The organism is Streptomyces sp. enrichment culture (assembly GCF_964273145.1).
In the GTDB taxonomy this organism is placed as follows: domain Bacteria; phylum Actinomycetota; class Actinomycetes; order Streptomycetales; family Streptomycetaceae; genus Streptomyces.
Genome location: NZ_OZ186873.1, coordinates 976,060 through 997,220, shown reverse-complemented (window position 1 = coordinate 997,220; position 21,161 = coordinate 976,060). Strand labels below are relative to the sequence as shown.

The following is a 21,161-nucleotide window of genomic DNA, read 5'->3' as shown; positions in this document are numbered from 1 at the left end:
TGCCCGGTGTGCCCGCCCGCGCAGCCGGACGGGCCGCGCGGGCGTTCCGCTTCGGCCGTCTTCACTGAACCGTGACCTTCCGAGGGCGGCGCCAAGAGGGGGCCCTCGCTGTTCGGTCCGTCGATCGCGCCACGCCGACCTGGGTGTTTCCATCCGTCCGTGCCGATGCGATCCGGGGTGCCGTCCGGGCGTCCCCGCCGTCTCGCCCACCAATTCCTGTCCGAATCATTGACGCGCCCGTAGGCCCTCCGTACCTTGTGCCAGCAAGCGCTTACTTGAAACGATTCATGAGGCGAACGCAACGTCGCGGGGAGGCTCGTATGCAGCAGGGCAGGGATGTGGAGAGGCGGACGATCCTCAAAGCGGCGGGGGCCTCGCTGGCCGTCGCGGGCCTGGGGGCGACGGCCACGGCGTGCGGTGGCGGCAGTGGTTCGGGAGACGGAACGGTGACGATCCGTTACTCGTGGTGGGGTGCCGAGGACCGGGCCGAGCGCATCAACAAGACCATCGCGCTCTTCGAGAAGAAGTATCCGAAGATCAAGGTGAAGACCGACTTCCAGTCGTACCTCGATTTCTGGAAGAAGTTCAACACCCAGGCCTCCGGTGGAAATCCGCCGGACGTCTTCCAGAACGCCATCGGATTCCTGCGCAAATACGATGCGAAGAATGTGCTGCTCGACCTCGGTGAGCAGGTGAAGGCCGGCAACCTCTCCATGGAGGGATTCCGGGCGGGCCTGGAGAAGTTCGGCGAGGTCGACGGCAAGCTCCTCGGCGTGCCCGTCGGTTCGAACTCGATGGCCCTCGTCATCGACGAGCCCGTCTGCACCCGCGCCGGGGTCAAGCCCGAACAGGGCTGGACCTGGGACGACTTCGACAAGGCGATGGCGAGGATACGGGACAGGACGGGGCGCGCCGGGGACAGCGGCATGTACGGCGTCATGTACCTCTACGACCTGTACCTGCGCCAGAACGGCAAGGCGTTCTTCACCGAGGACGGACTCGGCTTCACCGAGGCGGACCTGGCCGAGTGGTGGACCAAGGCCGAGAAGGGCGTGAAGTCCGGGCTGTACGCCGACCCGAAGAAGGTCGCCCAGATCAAGCCCAAGGCGGCGCTCTCCGCGGAACTCTCCGGCAGCGAGTTCACCTGGGACAACTTCACCGTCCGCTACACCTCCGAGGGGAAGAGCGAGTACGGCCTCGCGCCCATCCCCACCACGGACGGCAAGAAGACCGGCCAGTACCTCGGCTCCCTGATGCTCAGCGCCTCCAAGCGCACCCAGCACCCCAAGGAAGTCGCCCAGTTCATCCACTTCATGGTCCACGACCCCGAGGTCGCCAAGATCATGGGATACGACCGCGGTGTGCCCGCGACGCAGGCCCAGTACGACGCGTACCAGCCGACCGACCCGGTCAACAAGAAGATCGCCGCCTACGAGGAGTCCCTCGTGCGGGCGGGCGTCCTGGAGCCCATCACGCCGCACCCGAGCGGCGCCGACATCTGCGAGGCCGCGTTCCTGCGCATCGCCGAGGAGATGGCCCTGGGCAAGCGGTCCGTGGACGAGGCCGTCCAGCAGTTCTTCACCGAGTCGAAGACGGCTCTCGCCGGCTGATGGGAAGCGCCGTGACACACGCCCCCGCGAGGGAGGGCCTGGCCTGGGAGTCCGAGCCGCGGCACGGGCCGGTGAGGTCCCCGCACCCCGCCGCCCCCAAGCGGCGAGGGCGCCGGGAGAACCTGGCCGGTTACCTCTTCATGTCCCCCTGGATCGCCGGTTTCCTGCTGCTGACGGCAGGGCCGATGGCCGCCTCGCTCTACTTCGCCTTCACCGACTACAACCTGTTCGACGCCCCCCGGTGGATCGGCCTGGACAACTTCTCCGAGATGTTCGCCGACCCGCGCTGGCGCCACTCGGTCCAGGTCACGCTGTGGTACGTCGTCGTCGGCACCCCCATCAAGCTGCTCGCCGCCCTCGGCGTGGCGCTGCTGCTGGCCCAGAAGCGGCGGGGGCAGGCCTTCTACCGAGCCGCTTTCTACGCGCCGTCGCTGGTCGGCGCGAGCGTGTCCGTCGCCATCGTCTGGAAGGCGATCTTCTCGGACGACGCGGTCGTCGACCGTACACAGCGGTTCTTCGGGATCGACGTGGGCGGCTGGACCGGTGACCCGGACCTGATCATCTACAGCCTGGTGGCGCTCACCGTCTGGCAGTTCGGCGCCCCCATGGTCATCTTCCTGGCCGGCCTCAAGCAGGTGCCGCGCGAGCTGTACGAGGCGGCCGACGTCGACGGGGCGGGCAAGCTGCGCCAGTTCTGGAACATCACCCTGCCGATGATCTCCCCGGTCCTCTTCTTCAACGTCCTGCTGGAGACCATCCACTCCTTCCAGATCTTCAGCTCCGCCTACATCGTCGGCGGCGGTGCCGGAGGCAATGCCTGCGGGCCCGCGGACGGCTCCATGGTCTACACCTGCTACCTGTACGTCCAGGGCTTCGAGAACAGCCGGATGGGCCTGGCCTCGGCCATGGCGTGGATGCTGCTGCTCGCGGTCGCCCTGGTCACCGCGGTGCTGTTCTGGTCCCAGAAGCGCTGGGTGCACTACGAGGAGGGCGGCCGATGAGCGCGCAGGCCACCGACGTCACACCGGCCCGGTCCGCGAGGGCGGCGGCGCTGAGGCGCCGGCTGCCGGGCTCGCTGGCCTGGCATCTCGGATCGCTGGCGATCCTCGCGGTGATCCTCTACCCGCTCGTCTGGGTCATCGGAGGCTCCTTCAAGAGGAGCGAGGACATCGTCGGCAGCCTGGACCTCTTCCCGGGCGACCCGATCACCGACAACTACACGCGCCTGGCCGAGGGCATCGCCGACGTCCCGATCAGCACGTTCTTCCTGAACTCGCTGCTGCTCGCCGTGGGATCGGTCATCGGCATCCTGGTGTCCTGCTCGCTGACGGCCTACGCCTTCGCGAAGATCAGGTTCGCCGGGCGGAACCTGCTGTTCACGTTGATGATCGGCACACTCCTGCTGCCGTACCACGTGCTGCTGATCCCGCAGTACGTGCTGTTCCGCAACGTGGGCATGATCAACACGTACACGCCGCTGCTGCTGGGCAAGTACCTCGCCACGGAAGCGTTCTTCGTGTTCCTGATGGTCCAGTTCATGCGCAACCTGCCGAAGGAACTGGACGAGGCGGCCCGCCTCGACGGCTGCGGGCACTTCCGCATCTACTGGTCGATCGTGCTCCCGCTGGCCCGCCCCGCCCTGATCACCAGCGCGATCTTCACCTTCATCAACGCCTGGAACGACTTCATGGGCCCGCTGATCTACCTCAACGAACCCGAGAAGTACACGGTCTCGCTAGGCCTGAAGATGTTCGTCGACCAGGAGGCCGTGGCCGACTACGGCGGCATGATCGCGATGTCGCTCGTCGCCCTGCTGCCCGTCCTCGCCTTCTTCCTGGCCTTCCAGCGCCATCTGATCGACGGCATGGCGACGTCCGGCCTGAAGGGCTGAAGGGGGGTTCACCATGAGCGAGGCGCGTGTGCGAGCCCGTACCGGGCCGGGGGAGTCACGGCTGGCGGAACGGTTCGCCCTGTTCGCCGAGTGCCTGCTCACCGGTGTGTGGATCGCGGTGGCGTCGCTGCCGCTGGTGACGTGTCCCGCCGCGTTCGCGGCCGGCGCGCGGCACTTGGGGCGCCGGCTCGCCCACGAACGCGGCGGCTGGCGCGAGTTCGCGGCCGACTTCCGCTCCGCGCTGCGCGGCGGGTGGCTCGTCGGACTCGCCGGCTGGGCCGCCCTCGCCGCGGTGTGGGTGGACGTCCAGGCGGTACGGGCCGGTCTGCCGGGCGGGCCGCTGGTGGGCGCCGTCGGCGTGTCCGCCCTGATCGGCGCCGTCGTGGCCGGACTGCGCGCGGCTGCCCTCTGGCGGCCCGGCGCCTCCTGGCGGTCGCTGCTGGCGCGGGCCGGCCGCCACACCGTCCTCGACCCCGCCGGGTCCTTCCTGATCGTCGGCGGGCTGGCCGTGGTGGGGTGCTCCGCGTGGTTCAGCGCGCCGCTGGCGGTGCCCGTCCTCGGGGCCGTCGCGGCGGCGGCCGTAGCCGTGGAGGAGCGGTACCGGCACCGCTGAGCGTCCCCCGGCCGGACCGGCGTCCTGCGGGCGCCGCGTCCCTGTATGTCATGCACCTGACTATTCGAGCCGTACGCCACCCCCCCGCACGGAAAGGAAAGGCCATGTCCCCCATCCCCCGCAGGTCCCTCCTCAAGGCCGCCGCGGTCGCCGGAGCCGCCGCCCAGTTCAGCTGGGCGCTGGGGGCCGAGGACGCGCAGGCCGCGCCCGGAGCCGACGCGGCCGGCGCCGCCCCCGTCGTCCTGGACTGGCTGGAGGAGGGCGGCCTGGGCGCCGCCCCCGGCTCCACCGTCGGCGTCCCCTGGCCGAAGGGCACCTACCAGGAGGACCAGACGTTCGCGGTGACGGACGCCGAGGGCAGAGCCGTGCCCGTGCAGTCCTGGCCGCTCGCCTACTGGCCGGACGGTTCCCTGAAGTGGACCGCGCACGCGGTCGCGTCGGGCGACGGCAGGCTCACCCTCACGGCCGGGACGCCCGCCGCGCCCGAGAAGAAGGTCACCGTCGACCGGCGCGGCGGCACCATCGGCATCTCGACCGGCGTCATCACCGCGAGGATCGGCACCTCCGGCACCACCCTCGTCAAGTCCGTCACCCGCGGCTCCACCGAGATCGCCAGGAACGGCCGGCTCGTGCTGCTGCGCCAGCCCGAGATCGAGGACGGCGACCAGGGCACGGTCAGGACCGAGCGCTTCGACGGCGCCATCACCGAGGCGGTCGTCGAGCAGGAGGGCCCGGTCCGCGCCGTCGTCCGCGTCGACGGCAAGCACCGCAAGGGCGACCGCGGCTGGCTGCCGTTCTCCCTGCGCCTGTACTTCTACGCGGGCGCCGACTCCTTCCGCATGGTCCACACCATCACCTACGACGGCACCCAGGAACCGGGCAAGGCGAGCGGCGACTTCATCCGCGGCCTCGGCGTCCGCTTCTCCGTCCCGATGCGCGACGAGAGCTACGACCGGCACATCCGCATCGGCGGTGAGGGCACCGGCCTGCTCCGCGAGGCCGTCAAGGGCATCACGGGCCTGCGGCGCGACCCCGGCGCGGCCGTCCAGGCGGCGCAGTACGAGGGCAGGAAGCTGCCCGACCCCTCGACCTGGGACCAGCGGGTCACCACCCGCCTCCAGTACATCCCCGAGTGGGGCGACTACACCCTCTCCCAGCTCTCCGCCGACGGCTTCACCGTGCGCAAGCGCACCAAGAGGGGCCACGGCTGGATCGGCGCCGGCGGCGGACGGCGCGCCTGCGGCTTCGGGTACGTCGGCGGGGTGAGCGGCGGCCTCTCCTTCGGGCTGCGCGACTTCTGGGAGAAGTTCCCCGCCCAGCTCGACATCCGCGACGCCCACACCGACGAGGCCGAGGTCACCCTCTGGCTCTGGTCGCCCGAGGCGCAACCCATGGACCTGCGCTTCTACCACGACGGGCTGGGCCAGGACACCTACGCCGAACAGCTCGAAGGCCTCAACATCACCTACGAGGACTACGAGCCCGGCTTCGGCACCCCCTACGGCATCGCCCGCACCTCCGAGCTGCTCTTCTGGGCCAACGCCGCCACCCCGGACGCCGAGGAGCTCGCCCGGCAGATCGAGGCCGTCCGCGTGCCGCCCCAGCTCGCCGCCCCGCCCCGGCAGCTCATCGGGGCGGGCGTCTTCGGCAAGGGCCTGTACGCCGAACCCGACCGCTCCACCCCGGCCAAGGCGAAGATCGAGGACCACCTGGACTTCCTCTTCACCTACTACAAGGACCAGGTGGAGATGCGCCGCTGGTACGGCTTCTGGGACTACGGCGACATCATGCACACCTACGACACCGCCCGGCACCAGTGGCGCTACGACGTCGGCGGCTACGCCTGGGACAACTCCGAACTCTCCCCGGACCTGTGGCTCTGGTACGCCTACCTGCGCTCCGGCCGCGCCGACCTCTTCCGCTTCGCCGAGGCCATGACCCGCCACACCGGCGAGGTCGACGTCTACCACCTCGGCAAGTGGGCCGGCCTCGGCACCCGCCACGGCGTCCAGCACTACGCCGACAGCGCCAAGCAGCAGCGCATCGCCAACACCACCTACCGCCGCTACTACTACTTCCTCACCGCCGACGAACGCGTCGGCGACCTCATGCACGCCAACGTCGACTCCGACGAGACGTTCCTCGTGCTCGACCCCCAGCGCAAGGTCCGCCCCGACCCCGACTACAAGCCGGACCCGCACGCCCTGTCCATCGGTTTCGGCACCGACTGGAGCGGCCTGGTGTCGGCCTGGCTGACCGAGTGGGAGCGCAAGGGGCCGAAGTGGGAGAAGGCACGCGCGCGCGTGCTGTCCACCATGGAGACCATCGCCGCCCAGCCCAACGGGTTCGTCCAGGGCAGCGGCCTGTACGACCTGGACACCGGGAGGTTCGCCGTCGCGGACCGGCCGGCCGTCTCCGTCTCCCACCTGTCGGCCGTCTTCGGCCTGAACGAGCTGTGCGCCGAGCTCATCGACCTGGTCGACATGCCGGAGTTCAAGGAGGCCTACCTCGACTACTGCCGCTACTTCAACGCCACCAAGGCCGAACAGGCGGCGCGGTACGGCAGCAACTTCGGCTCCCTGATCCTCTTCCAGGGCCACTCGCGCCTCGACGCCTACGCGGCCGTCCAGACCGGCGACGAGAAGCTGGCCAGGCGCGCCTGGGAGAAGTTCTACAACTCCGACGGCTACCGGGAGTCCGCGCCCTGGCGGATGGAGAAGCTCAGCGGCCCGGCCACCCTGGTGCCGGGCAGCGAGGCGCCCTGGGTGTCCACCAACGACACCGCCCTCTACGGCCTCGCCGCCATCGAGAACCTGGCGCTCCTCGGGGACAGGATGCCGTAGCGGCACGGAACGGGCCCGCGCGGGAACACGGGACCCATGGACTGGAACCACTACCGCTTCCGCAGTCTGTGGGCCCTGCCCGCGCCCGCCCCGGCCGTCTACCGGGCCCTGGAACGGATCGAGGACTACCCCCGCTGGTGGCACCAGGTGCGCCAGGTCACCCGGCTCGGCGCCGCCGACGGGCTCGTCCGCGTCCGGTCCCTGCTGCCGTACGACCTGACCACGACCCTGCGCGAGCGGCGGCGCGACCCGGCGACCGGGGTCCTGGAGGTCGCCCTGTCCGGCGACATCGAGGGCTGGGCGCGCTGGACGGTGACCCCGCGAGGGCCCGGCACGCTCGCCCGCTACGAACAGGTTGTCGACGTGCGCAAGCCGCTGCTGCGGCGGCTGGCGGTCCCGGGCCGCCCGGCCTTCCGGGCCAACCACGCGCTGATGATGCGGTCCGGGCGGCGCGGACTGGCGGCGTACCTGGCGACGGTTTGAAGGAAACGCGCCGGGACCTGTATTGTTCAGTGCGTTCCCGGGCGATTAGCTCAGCGGGAGAGCGCTTCGTTCACACCGAAGAGGTCACTGGTTCGATCCCAGTATCGCCCACCGGGAAAGCCGGTCCGTCCCCGACGGACCGGCTTCTTCGTGCTCACCGGCCGTTCGCCGTCGTGCTCACGCCGCCGCCGACAGGTCCGGCCGCAGCGGCCAGGCCGGGTCCACCGGCTCCTCCGTGCCGTTCATCGCGAACCACGCCTGCAGGCCGCGCGCCTGTGCCGCGTGCCACACCGCCTGCAGGGTGTGCAGCTCGGCGGGGGACAAGTGCTCCAGCCGGGAGGCGAAACGGCGCCCCACCGCCCGGACGACCTCCAGCGCGGCCTGCGCGTCCGCCGCCGCGTCGTGCGCGTCCTGCAGCGGGACGCCGTAGTGCGCGCACAGATCGGCGAGCGTGCGGCGGCCCTTGCGGTAGCGGTCCAGGTGCTTGTCGAGGACCCGGGGATCCAGGACGCGCAGCGGTGTCCGCTCGAACCAGCGGCTCAGCGGCGAGGCGCGGTGACGGCGCAACTCCCGGTCCAGCAGCGTCAGATCGAACGGCGCGTTCATCACCACCAGCGGGCGGCCCGCGCCCGCCTGCTCGGCCAGCGCCTGCGCTATCTCGTACATCACCGGCGACGGCCAGCGGCCGTTGCGCTGCAGATGCTCCTGCGTCAGCCCGTGCACCGCCGTCGCCGCCTCCGGAACCGGCACGCCCGGGTTCACCAGCCACCGCGTCACCCGCGGCCGGATGCCCGGGGCGTCCTGGACGACGACGGCGGCCGACACGATCCGGTCCGTCTCGACGTCCACGCCCGTGGTCTCGGTGTCGAACGCGGCCAGGGGCCCTTCACACCAACTCGCCATACCCGCACAACCCCTCGTTCACCTCTGGCAGTCGACGCCCCGTCCGCTGCCCGCTCCGGTGATACCCGGGCTGTTTGCGCCCTACGCCGGAAGGACACAACAGGAGTACGGGTTCCCGCAGTTCAGGGAACCGCGGCGCGCCCTCGCGCGTACTCACCTGTTGCGGAAGGCTGTTGGTCATGGCCATAGCGCAGCCCGAACGGGGCGGGCTGCTGCCCGAGCGCACGGCACTCACACGCGGCACCCTCGCCACCACCGCCTGCATGGAGACCCTGCAGGTCGGCTACCTGCACGCCGTCGCCGCGGCGGCCGGCTGCTCGCTGTCCCAGCCCTTCCCGGACAACGGCATCGACTGGCACGTCAGCCACAGCGCACCCGGGCACGAGGTCGACGACGAGGTCACCATCAAAGTCCAGCTCAAGGCGACGTACCAGGTGGCGCCGGACCCGCCGGGCCCCTCCTTCTCCTTCACGCTCGACAACGAGCACCTGACCAAGCTCGCCCGCACCCCGGTGTCGGTGCACAAGATCCTCGTCGTGATGCTCGTACCCCGCTCACGGGACGACTGGCTGCGCGCGAGCCACGACCGGCTCGACCTCAGGCACTGCTGCTACTGGACCAACCTCGCCGGACACCCGGTCACGGGCCGGCGCCGCACCACCGTGCGGATACCGACCTCACGCATCTTCGACGACCGGGCGCTGTGCGAGATCATGACGCGGGTCGGGACGGGAGGGAAACCGTGACGCACCGACCGCTGGAGGAGCCGGTACGGCCGCACCCCGCCGGCACCGCCTGGGACGGCTCCGGACCCGGCGACGTCGACCCGGCCGTCCTCGCCGCCCTGCTGCACCGGCACGGCTGGCGGCGGCGCGGCGGCGCCGCCGGACGCTACGGCCGCTGGACCCCGCCCGGGCCGGGCGGCCGGGGCACCAGCCTGCTGGTCCCCGTCAGCCGCGCCTTCCCCGACAGCGACGACCTGCTCGGCGAGGCGCTGCACGCCCTGTCCCGCAGCGGCACACCCGGCGCGCGCGAGATCCTCCTCGCCCTGGCCCGGCCCAGCGACGAGGTCCGCTGGTGGCGGGACGTGCCGACCGGGCCCGGCGACGCCACGGCCTGGAGCGTGGAGGAGCGGCTGCGCACCACCGCGCGCCGGATGCTGCTCGCCGCGGCGCTCGCCACGCGCGCGCGTGCGGGGTACCACGGCGCCCGGCACCGGCGCGCCGCCGCCGCGTTGACGGAGGACGTCCTGGTGGGACACGCCCCCGGGGGCCGCCACCTGACGGCGTTCGTTCCCGTCGCCTCCGGCCGTCCCCTCGCCGTACGCCTCCACCAAGCCCTGTACGCCGCCCGCGAGGCCATCGACTACGAGCGGGCCACCGGCGGCATGGAGGCCTTCGACGGGGCCGTCGAGGCGGGGGTGAGCCACGAGCTCACCGAGGCCCTCGTCACCCTGGTCCAGGGCACCGAGGGCGCCCGTGTCGCCGTCGCCTGGGCACCGGCCGCCGGGATCCCCGAGGGCTGCGCGCCCGGTGCCGAGCCCGTCGAGTTCTCGCCCGGCGACCTGCCCGTGCTGCGCGAGGCCGGGGCCCGCTACCTGCGGGCGGAGCCGTCCGTGCCGGTGCGGATCACCGGCACGGTGGTACGGATGCGCAGGTCGGGGCCGTACGGCGCGGGCACCGTACGGCTGCGGGTGCTCGCGGGCGCCGAGGTCCCGCACGTACGGGTGACGCTCGACGAGGAGGCGTACCGGATCGCCGGACACGCGCACCTGGTGGGCCTGCCGGTGCGGGTGCGCGGACGGCTGGAGAGCCGGGGCGGCTTCCGCCGGCTCACCGGGGCGAGCGGTGTGGCGCCGGTCCAGGTCGGCGACGCCGAGCGGGACCGGCTGATGAAGGCGCTCCAGGAGAACCAGGAGAGCCTGGCCTTCTTCGAGGAGGCCTGCGAGGAGGACCGAGGGGACTGACTTCGCTCAGGGGGGTCCGGGGTCGGTACGATCGCATGCGTGCGTGCGCTCCGGTATGGCGCCGCGAACCCACCTTCAGTCAGGAGAGACCGGTGTCAGACGTCCGTGTGATCATCCAACGCGATTCCGAGCGGGAAGAACGCGTGGTGACGACGGGCACCACGGCCGCCGAGCTCTTCGCCGGCGAGCGCTCGATCGTCGCCGCGCGCGTGGGCGGCGAGCTGAGGGACCTCAGTCACGAGCTCGCCGACGGCGACGAGGTGGAGGGTGTCGAGATCTCCTCCGAGGACGGCCTGAACATCCTGCGCCACTCCACCGCGCACGTCATGGCGCAGGCCGTGCAGGAACTCTTCCCCGAGGCGAAGCTGGGCATCGGTCCGCCCATCAAGGACGGCTTCTACTACGACTTCGACGTCAAGGAGCCCTTCACCCCCGAGGACCTCAAGCGCATCGAGAAGAAGATGCAGGAGATCCAGAAGCGGGGCCAGCGCTTCTCCCGCCGCGTCACCACCGACGAGGCCGCCCGCGAGGAACTGGCGGACGAGCCGTACAAGCTGGAGCTGATCGGCCTCAAGGGCAACGCCGCGCAGGCCGCCGACGGTGCCGACGCCGAGGTCGGCGCCGGTGAGCTGACCATCTACGACAACCTCGACGCCAAGACCGGCGAGCTGTGCTGGAAGGACCTGTGCCGCGGTCCGCACCTGCCGACCACCCGCGTCATCCCCGCCTTCAAGCTGATGCGCTCGGCCGCCGCCTACTGGCGCGGCAGTGAGAAGAACCCGCAGCTCCAGCGCATCTACGGCACCGCCTGGCCGTCCAAGGACGAACTGAAGGCGTACCTGGACTTCCTCGCCGAGGCCGAGAAGCGCGACCACCGCAAGCTCGGCGCCGAGCTGGACCTGTTCTCCTTCCCCGACGAGCTGGGCCCCGGCCTCGCGGTCTTCCACCCCAAGGGCGGTGTGATCCGCAAGGTCATGGAGGACTACTCGCGCCGCCGGCACGAGGTCTCCGGCTACGAGTTCGTGAACACCCCGCACATCTCGAAGGAGCACCTCTTCGAGATCTCCGGGCACCTGCCGCACTACGCGGAGGGCATGTTCCCGCCCATCCAGTTCGACGAGCAGAACTACCGCCTCAAGGCGATGAACTGCCCGATGCACAACCTGATCTTCAAGTCGCGCGGGCGTTCCTACCGTGAACTGCCGCTGCGTCTCTTCGAGTTCGGGACCGTGTACCGGTACGAGAAGTCGGGCGTCGTGCACGGCCTGACCCGCTCGCGCGGCTTCACCCAGGACGACTCGCACATCTACTGCACCAAGGAGCAGATGCCCGAGGAGCTGGACACGCTCCTGACCTTCGTCCTCGACCTGCTGCGCGACTACGGCCTGACCGACTTCGAGCTGGAGCTGTCCACCCGCGACGACTCCGACAAGTTCATCGGCTCCGACGAGGACTGGGCGGAGGCCACCGAGGCGCTGCGCCAGGCCGCCGAGAAGCAGAACCTGCCGCTGGTCCCGGACCCGGGCGGCGCCGCCTACTACGGTCCGAAGATCTCCGTGCAGGCCAAGGACGCCATCGGCCGCTCCTGGCAGATGTCGACCATCCAGGTCGACTTCAACCAGCCCAAGCGGTTCAACCTGGAGTACACCGCCGCCGACGGCTCCCGCCGGCAGCCGGTCATGATCCACCGGGCGCTGTTCGGCTCCATCGAGCGGTTCTTCGGTGTGCTCCTGGAGCACTACGCGGGTGCCTTCCCGGCGTGGCTGGCGCCCGTCCAGGCGCTCGGCATCCCGATCGGCGACGCGCATGTGCCCTACCTCCAGGAGTTCGCGCAGAAGGCGCGGGCGGCCGGCCTGCGGGTGGAGGTCGACGCGTCGTCCGACCGGATGCAGAAGAAGATCCGCAACGCCCAGAAGCAGAAGGTCCCCTTCATGGTCATCGCGGGCGACGAGGACATGGCGGCCGGCGCCGTCTCCTTCCGCTACCGCGACGGCTCGCAGGAGAACGGCATCCCCGTCGACGAGGCCATCGCGAAGATCGTGAAGGTCGTCGAGGAGCGGGCGCAGGTCTGACCACCGGGCACACGGACCCCCGGGGCGATCCCGGGGGTCTTTGCCGTGCCCCCGGGGCGACGTCCTATGCTGCACCACATGACGAGTGAGCCGGAACAGCAGCTGGGAGTGGGAACGCCCGACGCGTTCCAGCGTCTGTGGACGCCGCACCGGATGGCCTACATCCAGGGCGAGAACAAGCCGAGCGGCCCCGGCGCCGGCGACGGCTGCCCCTTCTGCTCGATCCCGGCCAAGTCCGACGAGGACGGCCTGATCGTCAAGCGGGGCGAGCAGGTGTACGCCGTGCTGAACCTCTATCCCTACAACGGCGGCCACCTGATGACCGTGCCCTACCGGCATGTCGCCGACTACACGGACCTCACCGACGCGGAAACGGCCGAGCTGGCCGAGCTGACCAAGCAGGCGATGACGGCCCTGCGCACCGCCTCCGGCGCCCACGGCTTCAACATCGGCATGAACCAGGGCTCGGTGGCCGGCGCCGGCATCGCCGCCCATCTGCACCAGCACGTCGTGCCCCGCTGGGGCGGCGACACCAACTTCCTGCCCGTGGTCGGCCACACGAAGGTGCTGCCGCAGCTGCTGGGGGACACCCGCGAGATGCTGGCGCAGGCCTGGCCTTCCTGAACGGGCGGACAAGGCCCCGCCGGTGATCGCCGGCGGGGCCCCGGGCTCACGCGTCGTACACGTCGGCCTTGCGCGGTGCCAGGTCCTGCACCGCCGTGCTGAGGGACGCCGACCGCGCCCCGAACTTCTCCGTGTCCACGCCGTTCTCCCGCAGCACCTTGATCGCCGCGGCGTGCACCACCCGCAGCACCGGCGTCGCGGCGCGCAGCGCGTCGTCGGCCATGAAGCGGTGCCGCCAGGGCTGGTCCGCCCAGGCGTGCCGCAGGCCGAACGGCTCGGGCAGGGCTATGGTGCCGCCGAGCCAGTTCAGCAGCGGGGGGTACCAGGTGAGCGGGGCGCGCACGGCGAGCCGCACCACCTCGTTCGTGGTGACCAGGGGAAGCTTGACGGTACGGGTCTCCCAGGGCTTGAACGACTTGGTGACCTCCTTCGTCGGCGCCTCCGGCTTGGTGGTGAACAACGAGTTCACCGGGCCCAGGGCATGGCCGGTGACCTCGATGCGCAGCGTGGCGTGCAGCACGGTCACCGTGATCATCATGGTGATGACCAGCTGTCCGTCCCACAGGGTCCATTGCACGCCCAGGTAGTGCCGGTCACCGGCGCCGAACTGCTGCTTGTTGCAGATCTCCTGGACGGCGTGCGGCTTGACCTGGTACGCCTCGACGTCCGCGCCCTCCGGACGGGACACCGCCGTGGCCTTCTCCCCGACCGGTGTCACGATCCAGTGCCGTATGGACGGGGCGGGGAAGCCGCCGGTGTTCAGCGGGCCGCGTTCCAGCATGCGCAGCTGGTCGTGGATGGACCGGATCACGTCCCAGCTGCGGAAGGGGTGGATCTCCCGGGTGGGATCGGCCGGGACGAGCTCCTCGGCGAGCTGCCAGCTGCCCCAGCGCGTGCCCATGCCGAGTATGCCCTTGGGGCCGGCGTAGAAGACCGAGTTGGACTGCTGCTCGGCGCTCAGCTTGGCCAGGGACTGGCGCAGCTGCTCGGCCGCGGTCTCGCCGGGGTTGCTGGGCACCGCCTCGGGAACCTTGGCGCCGATGCTGCTGCCGGACAGCAGGCCGTCCCAGCGCGCCCGCAGGTCCCGCGCCGTGCGCTCGCAGATCCACTTGGCCCAGAACCAGCCGACGACGGGCATGACGACCGCCGCGCGCCCGTACCAGGCCCAGAAACCCGAGAAGGGCATGCGGAGCAGGAAGAGCGCGGCGAGGGCGCCGACCCCGACGAGCAGGGCGGTGCCCAGGGCCCCGGCCTGCCTGCTGTCCGACTTGGACATGGTGGTGCGGATCTGGAACACCAGCAGCCACACCAGCAGCCCGGGCAGGAACAGCAGGCCGCACACCGTCATGACGGCGGTCAGCCGGTTGTCGCGCTCCCTGCGGATGCGGTTGGCGGCCAGGCAGTGCTCGACCACCACCTGCGGTTCGACGCCGAAGGACTGGATGAGGGGCTTGCGGCCGCTGCCCAGCATGCGGTCCGCGACCGCGCGGGAGAAGGCCTCCCCGAAATTGGGGCGGAAGATCGTGGCCCACTTGCGGCCCGGTTTGACGGCCGATTGGTGCCACTCGTTGTTCGCCTTGAGTATCTCCTCCACCGGGCTGTCCCGGTAGGCCGCCGACGCGAGGGCGAAGGTGGCCGCCTGCCCCTCGCCGCCCGTGCGCGGCACCTGAGGCCCGAAGAACTCCGCATAACCGCTCTCAACGGTCATTCCCGCCCCCGATCGCCGCCGACTGTCGCTCTGCGGCCTTCCCGACTTCCGTGCTCCGCACACCTGTTGATCAGGTCATCAGGGTATCGGCAGTCACCGGCACGCACCGGGGAACGGCTCAAAACGCCCCTTTACGCACGGGGCGCCTCCGGCGCGCGTGGGCAGGTGCGATGGCGCCGGTGCGCCGGCCCGGTGACGTCACGCCGGGCCGGCGCACCCGCCGGCCCGGCCGGGCGCGGCGCACCGGCCGGCCCCGCGCCCGTCAGGAGCCGCCGCGCGCCTCCTCGCGCACCCGTTCCGCGACCTGCGGCGGCATCGGTTCGTGCCGGGCGTAGCTCCGGCTGAAGCGGGCGGTGCCGTGGGAGAGGGAGCGCAGATCGACGGCGTACCGGCCGATCTCGATCTCGGGGACCTCGGCCCGTACGAGGGTGCGCTCGCCCGCCACCTGCTCGGTGCCCAGCACCCGGCCGCGCCGCCCGGACAGGTCGCTCATGACGGCGCCCACGTAGTCGTCGCCGACCAGCACGCCCACCTCGGCCACGGGCTCCAGCAGATGGATCTTCGCGCCGGCCGCCGCCTCGCGCAGCGCCAGCGCCCCGGCCGTCTGGAAGGCGGCGTCGGAGGAGTCCACCGAGTGCGCCTTGCCGTCGAGCAGGGTCACGCGCACGTCGACGAGCGGGTGGCCCGTGGCGACGCCCTTGGCGGCCTGCGCCCGCACACCCTTCTCGACCGACGGGATGAACTGGCGCGGCACCGCCCCGCCCACCACCTCGTCGACGAACTCGATGCCCGAGCCGCACGGCAGCGGTTCCACCTCGATCTCGCAGATCGCGAACTGCCCGTGCCCACCGGACTGCTTGACGTGCCGGCCGCGTCCGGCGGACCTGCCGGCGAACGTCTCCCGCAGGGACACCTTGTGCGGGACGACGTCGACCCGGACGCCGTACCGGGTGCGCAGCCGTTCCAGCGCGACGTCCGCGTGGGCCTCGCCCAGGCACCACAGCACGACCTGGTGGGTGTCCTGGTTCTGCTCCAGCCGCATCGTCGGGTCCTCGGCCACCAGCCGGGCCAGCCCCTGGGAGAGCTTGTCCTCGTCCGGTTTGCCGTGCGCCCGGATGGCCAGCGGCAGCAGCGGGTCGGGCATCTCCCACGCTTCCATGAGCAGCGGCTCGTCCTTGGCCGACAGCGTGTCCCCGGTCTCCGCGCGGCTCAGCTTCGCGACGCAGGCCAGGTCGCCCGCGACGACGTGCGGCACCGGGTGCTGCTGCTTGCCGAACGGCATGGACAGCGCGCCGATCCGCTCGTCGACGTCGTGGTCCTCGTGGCCGCGGTCGCCCAGGCCGTGCCCGGAGACGTGGACCGTCTGGTCGGCGCGGAGCGTGCCGGAGAAGACGCGGACCAGGGACAGCCGGCCGACGTACGGGTCGGAGGAGGTCTTCACGACCTCGGCGACCAGCGTCTCGCCTGGGTCGCACGGCTTCAGCTCGCGCGGCCTGCCGTCCGGGGTGGTCACGCGGGGCGCCTCGCGCTCCAGCGGGGTCGGGAAGCCGCCGGTGACCAGCTCCAGCAGCTCCACGGTGCCGAGGCCCTGCCGGCCGCCCTCGGCGGCGGGGGCGGCGGCCAGGACGGGGAAGAACGCCCCGCGCGCCACGGCCCGCTCCAGGTCCCGGATCAGCGTCTGGACGTCGATCCGCTCGCCGCCCAGGTACCGGTCCATGAGGGTCTCGTCCTCGCTCTCGGCGATGATCCCCTCGATCAGCCGGTTGCGGGCCTCCTCGATGACCGGCAGCCGGTCCTCGCCGGGTTCGGACTCCTTGCGCTCCCCGGTCGAGTAGTCGAACAGCTTCTGCGTCAGCAGCCCGACCAGGCCCGTCACGGGCGCGTGCCCGTCCGGTCCCTGCGGGTCGCGCAGCGGCAGGTACAGCGGCAGAACGGCGTCGGGGTCGTCCGCGCCGAACGCCTCCGCGCAGATGCGGGTCATCTCCTCGAAGTCCGCCCGCGTGGCCTCCAGGTGCGTGACGACGATCGCCCGGGGCATGCCGACGGCCGCGCACTCGTCCCACACCATGCGGGTCGAGCCGTCCACGCCGTCCGCGGCCGAGACGACGAACAGGGCCGCGTCCGCCGCGCGCAGACCGGCCCTGAGCTCCCCGACGAAGTCGGCGTACCCGGGGGCGTCGAGAAGGTTGACCTTGATGCCGTCCCAGACGACGGGCACCAGGGAGAGCTGCACCGAGCGGTGCTGCCGGTGCTCGATCTCGTCGTAGTCGGAGACGGTGCCGCCGTCCTCCACGCGGCCCGCCCGGTTCACCGCTCCCGCCGTGAGCGCGAGAGCCTCCACCAGGGTCGTCTTGCCCGCTCCGGAGTGGCCGACCAGCACCACGTTCCGGACGGACGCGGGGTGGTCGGCCGCCACTGCTCTGCCGGCGGCTCCGGGGTGGGTGTGCGCCTTGTCGCCCATATCCTTGCCTCCCGTGCACGGTGAGGTCGCTGGGGCGCGGACACGCGAGGGCCGCGTGCGGGGCGGCTCCGGCGACGCCCGCGGTTCTTCGAGCTTTCCACTCCCGTCACCCTCCGTCCATACGAACGACTCGGACCGGCCGCCCACCGGTGCCGCACCGGGGGGCGCGGGTGCCCGGCCCTCACCCATGCGCGCGCGTGGCTACGATGGGCCAGCCGGTGGCCAGCAGGGGCCACGCGGGCACACCGACCGTCGGGAAGGCCATGCTGAACAAGTACGCGCGTGCATTCTTCACGCGTGTCCTCACACCGTTCGCCGCGTTTCTCATCCGCCGGGGCGTGAGCCCGGACACGGTCACGCTCATCGGCACCGCCGGTGTGGTCGCGGGCGCGCTGGTCTTCTACCCCCGGGGCGAGTTCTTCTGGGGCACGGTCGTGATCACGCTGTTCGTCTTCTCCGACCTCGTCGACGGCAACATGGCGCGCCAGCTCGGCCGTTCCAGCCGCTGGGGCGCCTTCCTCGACTCCACGCTCGACCGGGTCGCCGACGGCGCGATCTTCGGCGGCTTCGCGCTCTGGTACGCCGGGGGCGGCGACGACAACGTCCTGTGCGCGGTGTCGATCTTCTGCCTGGCCAGCGGGCAGGTGGTGTCGTACACCAAGGCGCGCGGTGAGTCGATCGGCCTGCCGGTCGCCGTCAACGGGCTCGTGGAGCGTGCCGAGCGCCTGGTGGTCTCGCTGGTCGCGGCCGGTCTCGCGGGCCTGCACACGTTCGGCGTGCCGGGTATCCGGTACCTGCTGCCGGTCGCCCTGTGGATCGTCGCCGTCGGCAGCCTCGTCACGCTGATCCAGCGGGTCGTCACGGTCCGCCGCGAGTCCGCCGAGGCGGAGGCCGCGGCGGCGGCCCGGCAGCACGACCAGGGCAGCGAGGCGGCGAAGTGAAGCCGCAGGAGCGATTGACGGACGCGCTGTACGGCCTCGGCTGGAGCACGGTCAAAAAGCTCCCCGAGCCGGTCGCCACGCGCCTGGGCCGCACCATCGCCGACATCGCCTGGAAGCAGCGCGGCACGGGCGTGAGGCGGCTGGAGAGCAACTACGCGCGCGTGGTGCCGGGCGCGAGCCCCGAGCGGCTCGCCGCGCTCTCGCGCGCGGGCATGCGCTCGTACCTGCGCTACTGGATGGAGTCCTTCCGGTTGCCCACCTGGAGCGCCGAGCGCATCAAGGCGGGCTTCGCGCCGAAGGGCGTGCACCACCTCACCGACGCCCTGGCCGAAGGGCGGGGCGTCGTCCTCGCCCTGCCGCACCTGGCCAACTGGGACCTCGCCGGAGCCTGGGCCACCACCGCGCTGGGCATCCCCTTCACCACCGTCGCCGAACGGCTGAAGCCGGAGGCGCTGTACGACCGGTTCGTCGCCTACCGCGAGGGCCTCGGCATGGAGGTCCTGCCGCACACCGGCGGCACCGCCTTCGGCGCGCTGGCCCGGCGGCTGCGCGGCGGCGGCCTGGTCTGCCTGGTGGCCGACCGCGACCTGTCCGCCTCCGGCGTGGAGGTGGAGTTCTTCGGCGAGACGGCCCGGATGCCCGCGGGGCCCGCGCTGCTCGCCCAGCACACCGGGGCGGTGCTGCTTTCGGCCACCCTCTGGTACGACGACTCGCCCGTCATGCAGGGGCGCATCCATCCGCCGATCGAGGTGCCCGGGACGGGTACGCGCCGCGAGAAGGTGGCCGTCATGACCCAGGCGCTGGCCGATTCCTTCGCCGCGGGGATCGCCGGGCACCCGCAGGACTGGCACATGCTGCAGCCTCTGTGGCTCGCGGACCTCGACCCCGCCAAGGCGGCGGAGAAGGGCGTGTCGTGAGGATCGGCATCGTCTGCCCGTACTCCTGGGACGTGCCCGGAGGCGTCCAGTTCCACATCCGCGACCTCGCCGAGTACTTCATCCGCCTCGGCCACGAGGTCTCCGTCCTCGCCCCCGCCGACGACGACACCCCGCTGCCGCCGTACGTGGTCTCGGCCGGACGCGCGGTGCCCGTGCCGTACAACGGCTCGGTGGCCCGGCTGAACTTCGGCTTCCTGTCGGCGGCCCGGGTACGGCGCTGGCTGCACGACGGCGCCTTCGACGTCATCCACATCCACGAGCCGACCTCGCCGTCGCTGGGCCTGCTGGCCTGCTGGGCCGCGCAGGGCCCGATCGTGGCGACCTTCCACACCTCCAACCCGCGCTCCCGCGCGATGATCGCCGCCTACGCCATCCTCCAGGCGGCGCTGGAGAAGATCAGCGCCCGCATCGCCGTGAGCGAGTACGCCCGCCGCACCCTCGTCGAACACCTCGGGGGCGACGCGGTGGTGATCCCCAACGGTGTCGACGTCGACTTCTTCGCCGAGGCCGAGCCCAAGCCCGAGTGGCAGGGCGACACGATCGGCTTCATAGGCCGCATCGACGAGCCCCGCAAGGGCCTGCCCGTGCTGATGCGGGCCCTGCCGAAGATCCTCGCCGCCCGCCCGCAGACCCGGCTGCTGGTCGCCGGGCGCGGGGACGAGGAGGAGGCCGTGGCGAGCCTGCCGAAGGAGCTGCGCCCGCGCGTGGAGTTCCTCGGCATGGTCAGCGACGAGGACAAGGCCCGCCTGCTGCGCAGCATCGACCTGTACGTGGCCCCCAACACCGGCGGCGAGAGCTTCGGGATCATCCTGGTGGAGGCCATGTCCGCGGGCGCTCCCGTCCTCGCCTCCGACCTGGACGCCTTCGCCCAGGTCCTGGACCGGGGAGCGGCGGGCGCGCTGTTCCCCAACGAGGACGCCGACGCGCTGGCCGAGACGGCCCTGCGGCTGCTGGAGGACCCGGTGCGACGGGCCGAGCTGCGCGCGCGGGGCAGCGCCCACGTCCGGCGGTTCGACTGGTCGACCGTCGGCGCGGACATCATGTCCGTGTACGAGACGGTGACGGCCGGCGCGGCGGCGGTGGCGACGGACGACCGGGCGACGGGCCTGCGGGCGCGGTTCGGCCTGGCGCGGGACTGAGCCGGGGGACCGCTTCGGCCCGGAGTCTCCGGCCCGTCCGGCGCTTGAGGACGGGACCGTCCGGGACGGAGCGGGCGGGGGCGGGGGCGGCGGCCCCCGGCGACGGCCGCCCCGAGGAGCCCGGGTCCGTCCGGCGACGGCCGCCCCGAGGAGCCCGGGCCCGTCCGGCGACGGCCGCCCCGAGGAGCCCGGGTCCGTCCGGCGACGGCCGCCCCGAGGAGCCCGGGCCCGTCCGGCGACGGCCGCACCAGGACCCCGCCACCCCGGCGGAGCACCCCGGTAGCCTTGCCGCCCGTGACCGCAACCCTGATCTGGACCCTCGTCGTCCTCGTCGCGATCGGCCTGTACCTGAGCTGGACGGCGGGCCGGCTGGACCGGCTGCACGCCCGGATCGACGCCGCCCGCGCCGCCCTCGACGCGCAGTTGCTGCGCCGGGCCTCCGTGGCCCAGGAGCTGGCCACCTCCGGGGTGCTCGACCCCGCCGCCTCGATCGTCCTGTACGAGGCCGCGCACGCGGCACGGCAGGCCGAGGAGGAGCAGCGGGAGGTCGCCGAGAGCGAGCTCAGCCAGGCCCTGCGGGCCGTGTTCGCCGACCTCCAGCAGGTGGAGGGCCTGCGCGAGGCGCCCGGGGGGGAGGAGGCGGCCCGCGAGCTGGCCGAGGCGGTACGGCGCGTGCCGATGGCGCGGCGCTTCCACAACGACGCCGTGGGGGCCGCCCGCAGGCTGCGCGAGCACCGCAAGGTGCGCTGGTTCCGGCTGGCCGGGCACGCCCCCTTCCCGCTGGCCTTCGAGATGGACGACGAACCGCCGGCGGCCCTGGTGGATCGGGTGGCCTGATCGTTTCCGCGGGCCCGGCTTTCCGCTGACGCGATACAAAAAGAGCCACCGGCTTCACATTGGCCCTTGCTGTGGCCTGGTCCCCTCGCGTTTCCTCGACGGTGCAGAAACCCTCTTCACTTCAGCGAGGTC

Annotated in this window: 17 protein-coding genes and 1 tRNA gene; 15 read left to right on the top strand and 3 right to left on the bottom strand. The window is 71.8% G+C overall.

What is annotated here, in order from left to right:
• Positions 1–320: 320 nt before the first annotated feature.
• From ACSU6Z_RS04525 to ACSU6Z_RS04495, 7 genes are all read left to right on the top strand, one after another.
• Positions 321–1,610: an ABC transporter substrate-binding protein gene (locus ACSU6Z_RS04525; protein ID WP_437043091.1), complete on the top strand. Its 1,290-nt coding sequence runs from the start codon at positions 321–323 to the stop codon at positions 1,608–1,610.
• Positions 1,610–2,611, top strand: a complete 1,002-nt coding sequence (locus tag ACSU6Z_RS04520) for a carbohydrate ABC transporter permease (protein ID WP_437043089.1) — start codon at positions 1,610–1,612, stop codon at positions 2,609–2,611. Before ACSU6Z_RS04525 ends, ACSU6Z_RS04520 begins: the two co-directional genes overlap by 1 nt.
• On the top strand, positions 2,608–3,501 hold the full coding sequence (locus ACSU6Z_RS04515) for a carbohydrate ABC transporter permease (RefSeq protein ID WP_437043087.1): 894 nt from the start codon (positions 2,608–2,610) through the stop codon (positions 3,499–3,501). Before ACSU6Z_RS04520 ends, ACSU6Z_RS04515 begins: the two co-directional genes overlap by 4 nt.
• A gap of 13 nt (positions 3,502–3,514) precedes the next feature.
• Positions 3,515–4,114, top strand: coding sequence for a hypothetical protein (locus ACSU6Z_RS04510; protein ID WP_437043085.1), 600 nt, complete (start codon positions 3,515–3,517; stop codon positions 4,112–4,114).
• A gap of 104 nt (positions 4,115–4,218) precedes the next feature.
• The gene (locus ACSU6Z_RS04505; protein ID WP_437043084.1) at positions 4,219–6,957 is read left to right on the top strand and encodes a Tat pathway signal sequence domain protein; all 2,739 of its coding nucleotides are present in this window, start codon (positions 4,219–4,221) and stop codon (positions 6,955–6,957) included.
• A 36-nt stretch (positions 6,958–6,993) separates the two neighbouring features.
• The gene (locus ACSU6Z_RS04500; protein WP_437043083.1) at positions 6,994–7,440 is read left to right on the top strand and encodes an SRPBCC family protein; all 447 of its coding nucleotides are present in this window, start codon (positions 6,994–6,996) and stop codon (positions 7,438–7,440) included.
• A gap of 39 nt (positions 7,441–7,479) precedes the next feature.
• A tRNA-Val gene (locus tag ACSU6Z_RS04495) sits at positions 7,480–7,551 on the top strand.
• Positions 7,552–7,617: 66 nt separating this feature from the next.
• On the opposite strand, the gene ACSU6Z_RS04490 is transcribed toward ACSU6Z_RS04495, so the two are convergent.
• Positions 7,618–8,343 (bottom strand): 3'-5' exonuclease, encoded by a 726-nt coding sequence (locus ACSU6Z_RS04490; protein WP_437043080.1) that lies wholly within the window; start codon positions 8,341–8,343, stop codon positions 7,618–7,620.
• 179 nt (positions 8,344–8,522) lie between these two features.
• Here ACSU6Z_RS04490 and ACSU6Z_RS04485 point away from each other — a divergent pair, with 179 nt between their 5' ends.
• From ACSU6Z_RS04485 to ACSU6Z_RS04470, 4 genes are all read left to right on the top strand, one after another.
• Positions 8,523–9,089 carry a DUF4365 domain-containing protein gene (locus ACSU6Z_RS04485; protein ID WP_437043078.1) on the top strand — a complete coding sequence of 189 codons (567 nt, stop codon included), beginning with the start codon at positions 8,523–8,525 and terminating at the stop codon, positions 9,087–9,089.
• A complete protein-coding gene (locus ACSU6Z_RS04480; protein ID WP_437043076.1) occupies positions 9,086–10,309 on the top strand; it encodes a hypothetical protein in 1,224 nt (407 codons plus the stop codon). Before ACSU6Z_RS04485 ends, ACSU6Z_RS04480 begins: the two co-directional genes overlap by 4 nt.
• 92 nt (positions 10,310–10,401) lie before the next feature.
• Positions 10,402–12,381, top strand: coding sequence for a threonine--tRNA ligase (gene thrS / locus ACSU6Z_RS04475; RefSeq protein ID WP_437043074.1), 1,980 nt, complete (start codon positions 10,402–10,404; stop codon positions 12,379–12,381).
• A 66-nt stretch (positions 12,382–12,447) separates the two neighbouring features.
• Positions 12,448–13,005: an HIT family protein gene (locus ACSU6Z_RS04470; RefSeq protein WP_437043072.1), complete on the top strand. Its 558-nt coding sequence runs from the start codon at positions 12,448–12,450 to the stop codon at positions 13,003–13,005.
• Positions 13,006–13,051: 46 nt separating this feature from the next.
• On the opposite strand, the gene ACSU6Z_RS04465 is transcribed toward ACSU6Z_RS04470, so the two are convergent.
• Complete coding sequence (locus ACSU6Z_RS04465; RefSeq protein WP_437043070.1) at positions 13,052–14,713, bottom strand: hypothetical protein; 1,662 nt, start codon at positions 14,711–14,713, stop codon at positions 13,052–13,054.
• A gap of 262 nt (positions 14,714–14,975) precedes the next feature.
• A complete protein-coding gene (locus tag ACSU6Z_RS04460; protein ID WP_437043067.1) occupies positions 14,976–17,174 on the bottom strand; it encodes an elongation factor G-like protein EF-G2 in 2,199 nt (732 codons plus the stop codon).
• Positions 17,175–17,380: 206 nt separating this feature from the next.
• Here ACSU6Z_RS04460 and pgsA point away from each other — a divergent pair, with 206 nt between their 5' ends.
• From pgsA to ACSU6Z_RS04440, 4 genes are all read left to right on the top strand, one after another.
• Entirely contained in the window at positions 17,381–18,115 is a 735-nt protein-coding gene (gene pgsA, locus ACSU6Z_RS04455) for a phosphatidylinositol phosphate synthase (protein WP_437050173.1), read from the top strand.
• Positions 18,112–19,032, top strand: a complete 921-nt coding sequence (locus ACSU6Z_RS04450) for a phosphatidylinositol mannoside acyltransferase (protein ID WP_437043065.1) — start codon at positions 18,112–18,114, stop codon at positions 19,030–19,032. Before pgsA ends, ACSU6Z_RS04450 begins: the two co-directional genes overlap by 4 nt.
• Positions 19,029–20,192 carry a glycosyltransferase family 4 protein gene (locus tag ACSU6Z_RS04445; RefSeq protein WP_437043063.1) on the top strand — a complete coding sequence of 388 codons (1,164 nt, stop codon included), beginning with the start codon at positions 19,029–19,031 and terminating at the stop codon, positions 20,190–20,192. Before ACSU6Z_RS04450 ends, ACSU6Z_RS04445 begins: the two co-directional genes overlap by 4 nt.
• A 294-nt stretch (positions 20,193–20,486) precedes the next feature.
• The gene (locus tag ACSU6Z_RS04440) at positions 20,487–21,029 is read left to right on the top strand and encodes a hypothetical protein (RefSeq protein WP_437043061.1); all 543 of its coding nucleotides are present in this window, start codon (positions 20,487–20,489) and stop codon (positions 21,027–21,029) included.
• The last annotated feature ends 132 nt before the right edge of the window (positions 21,030–21,161 follow it).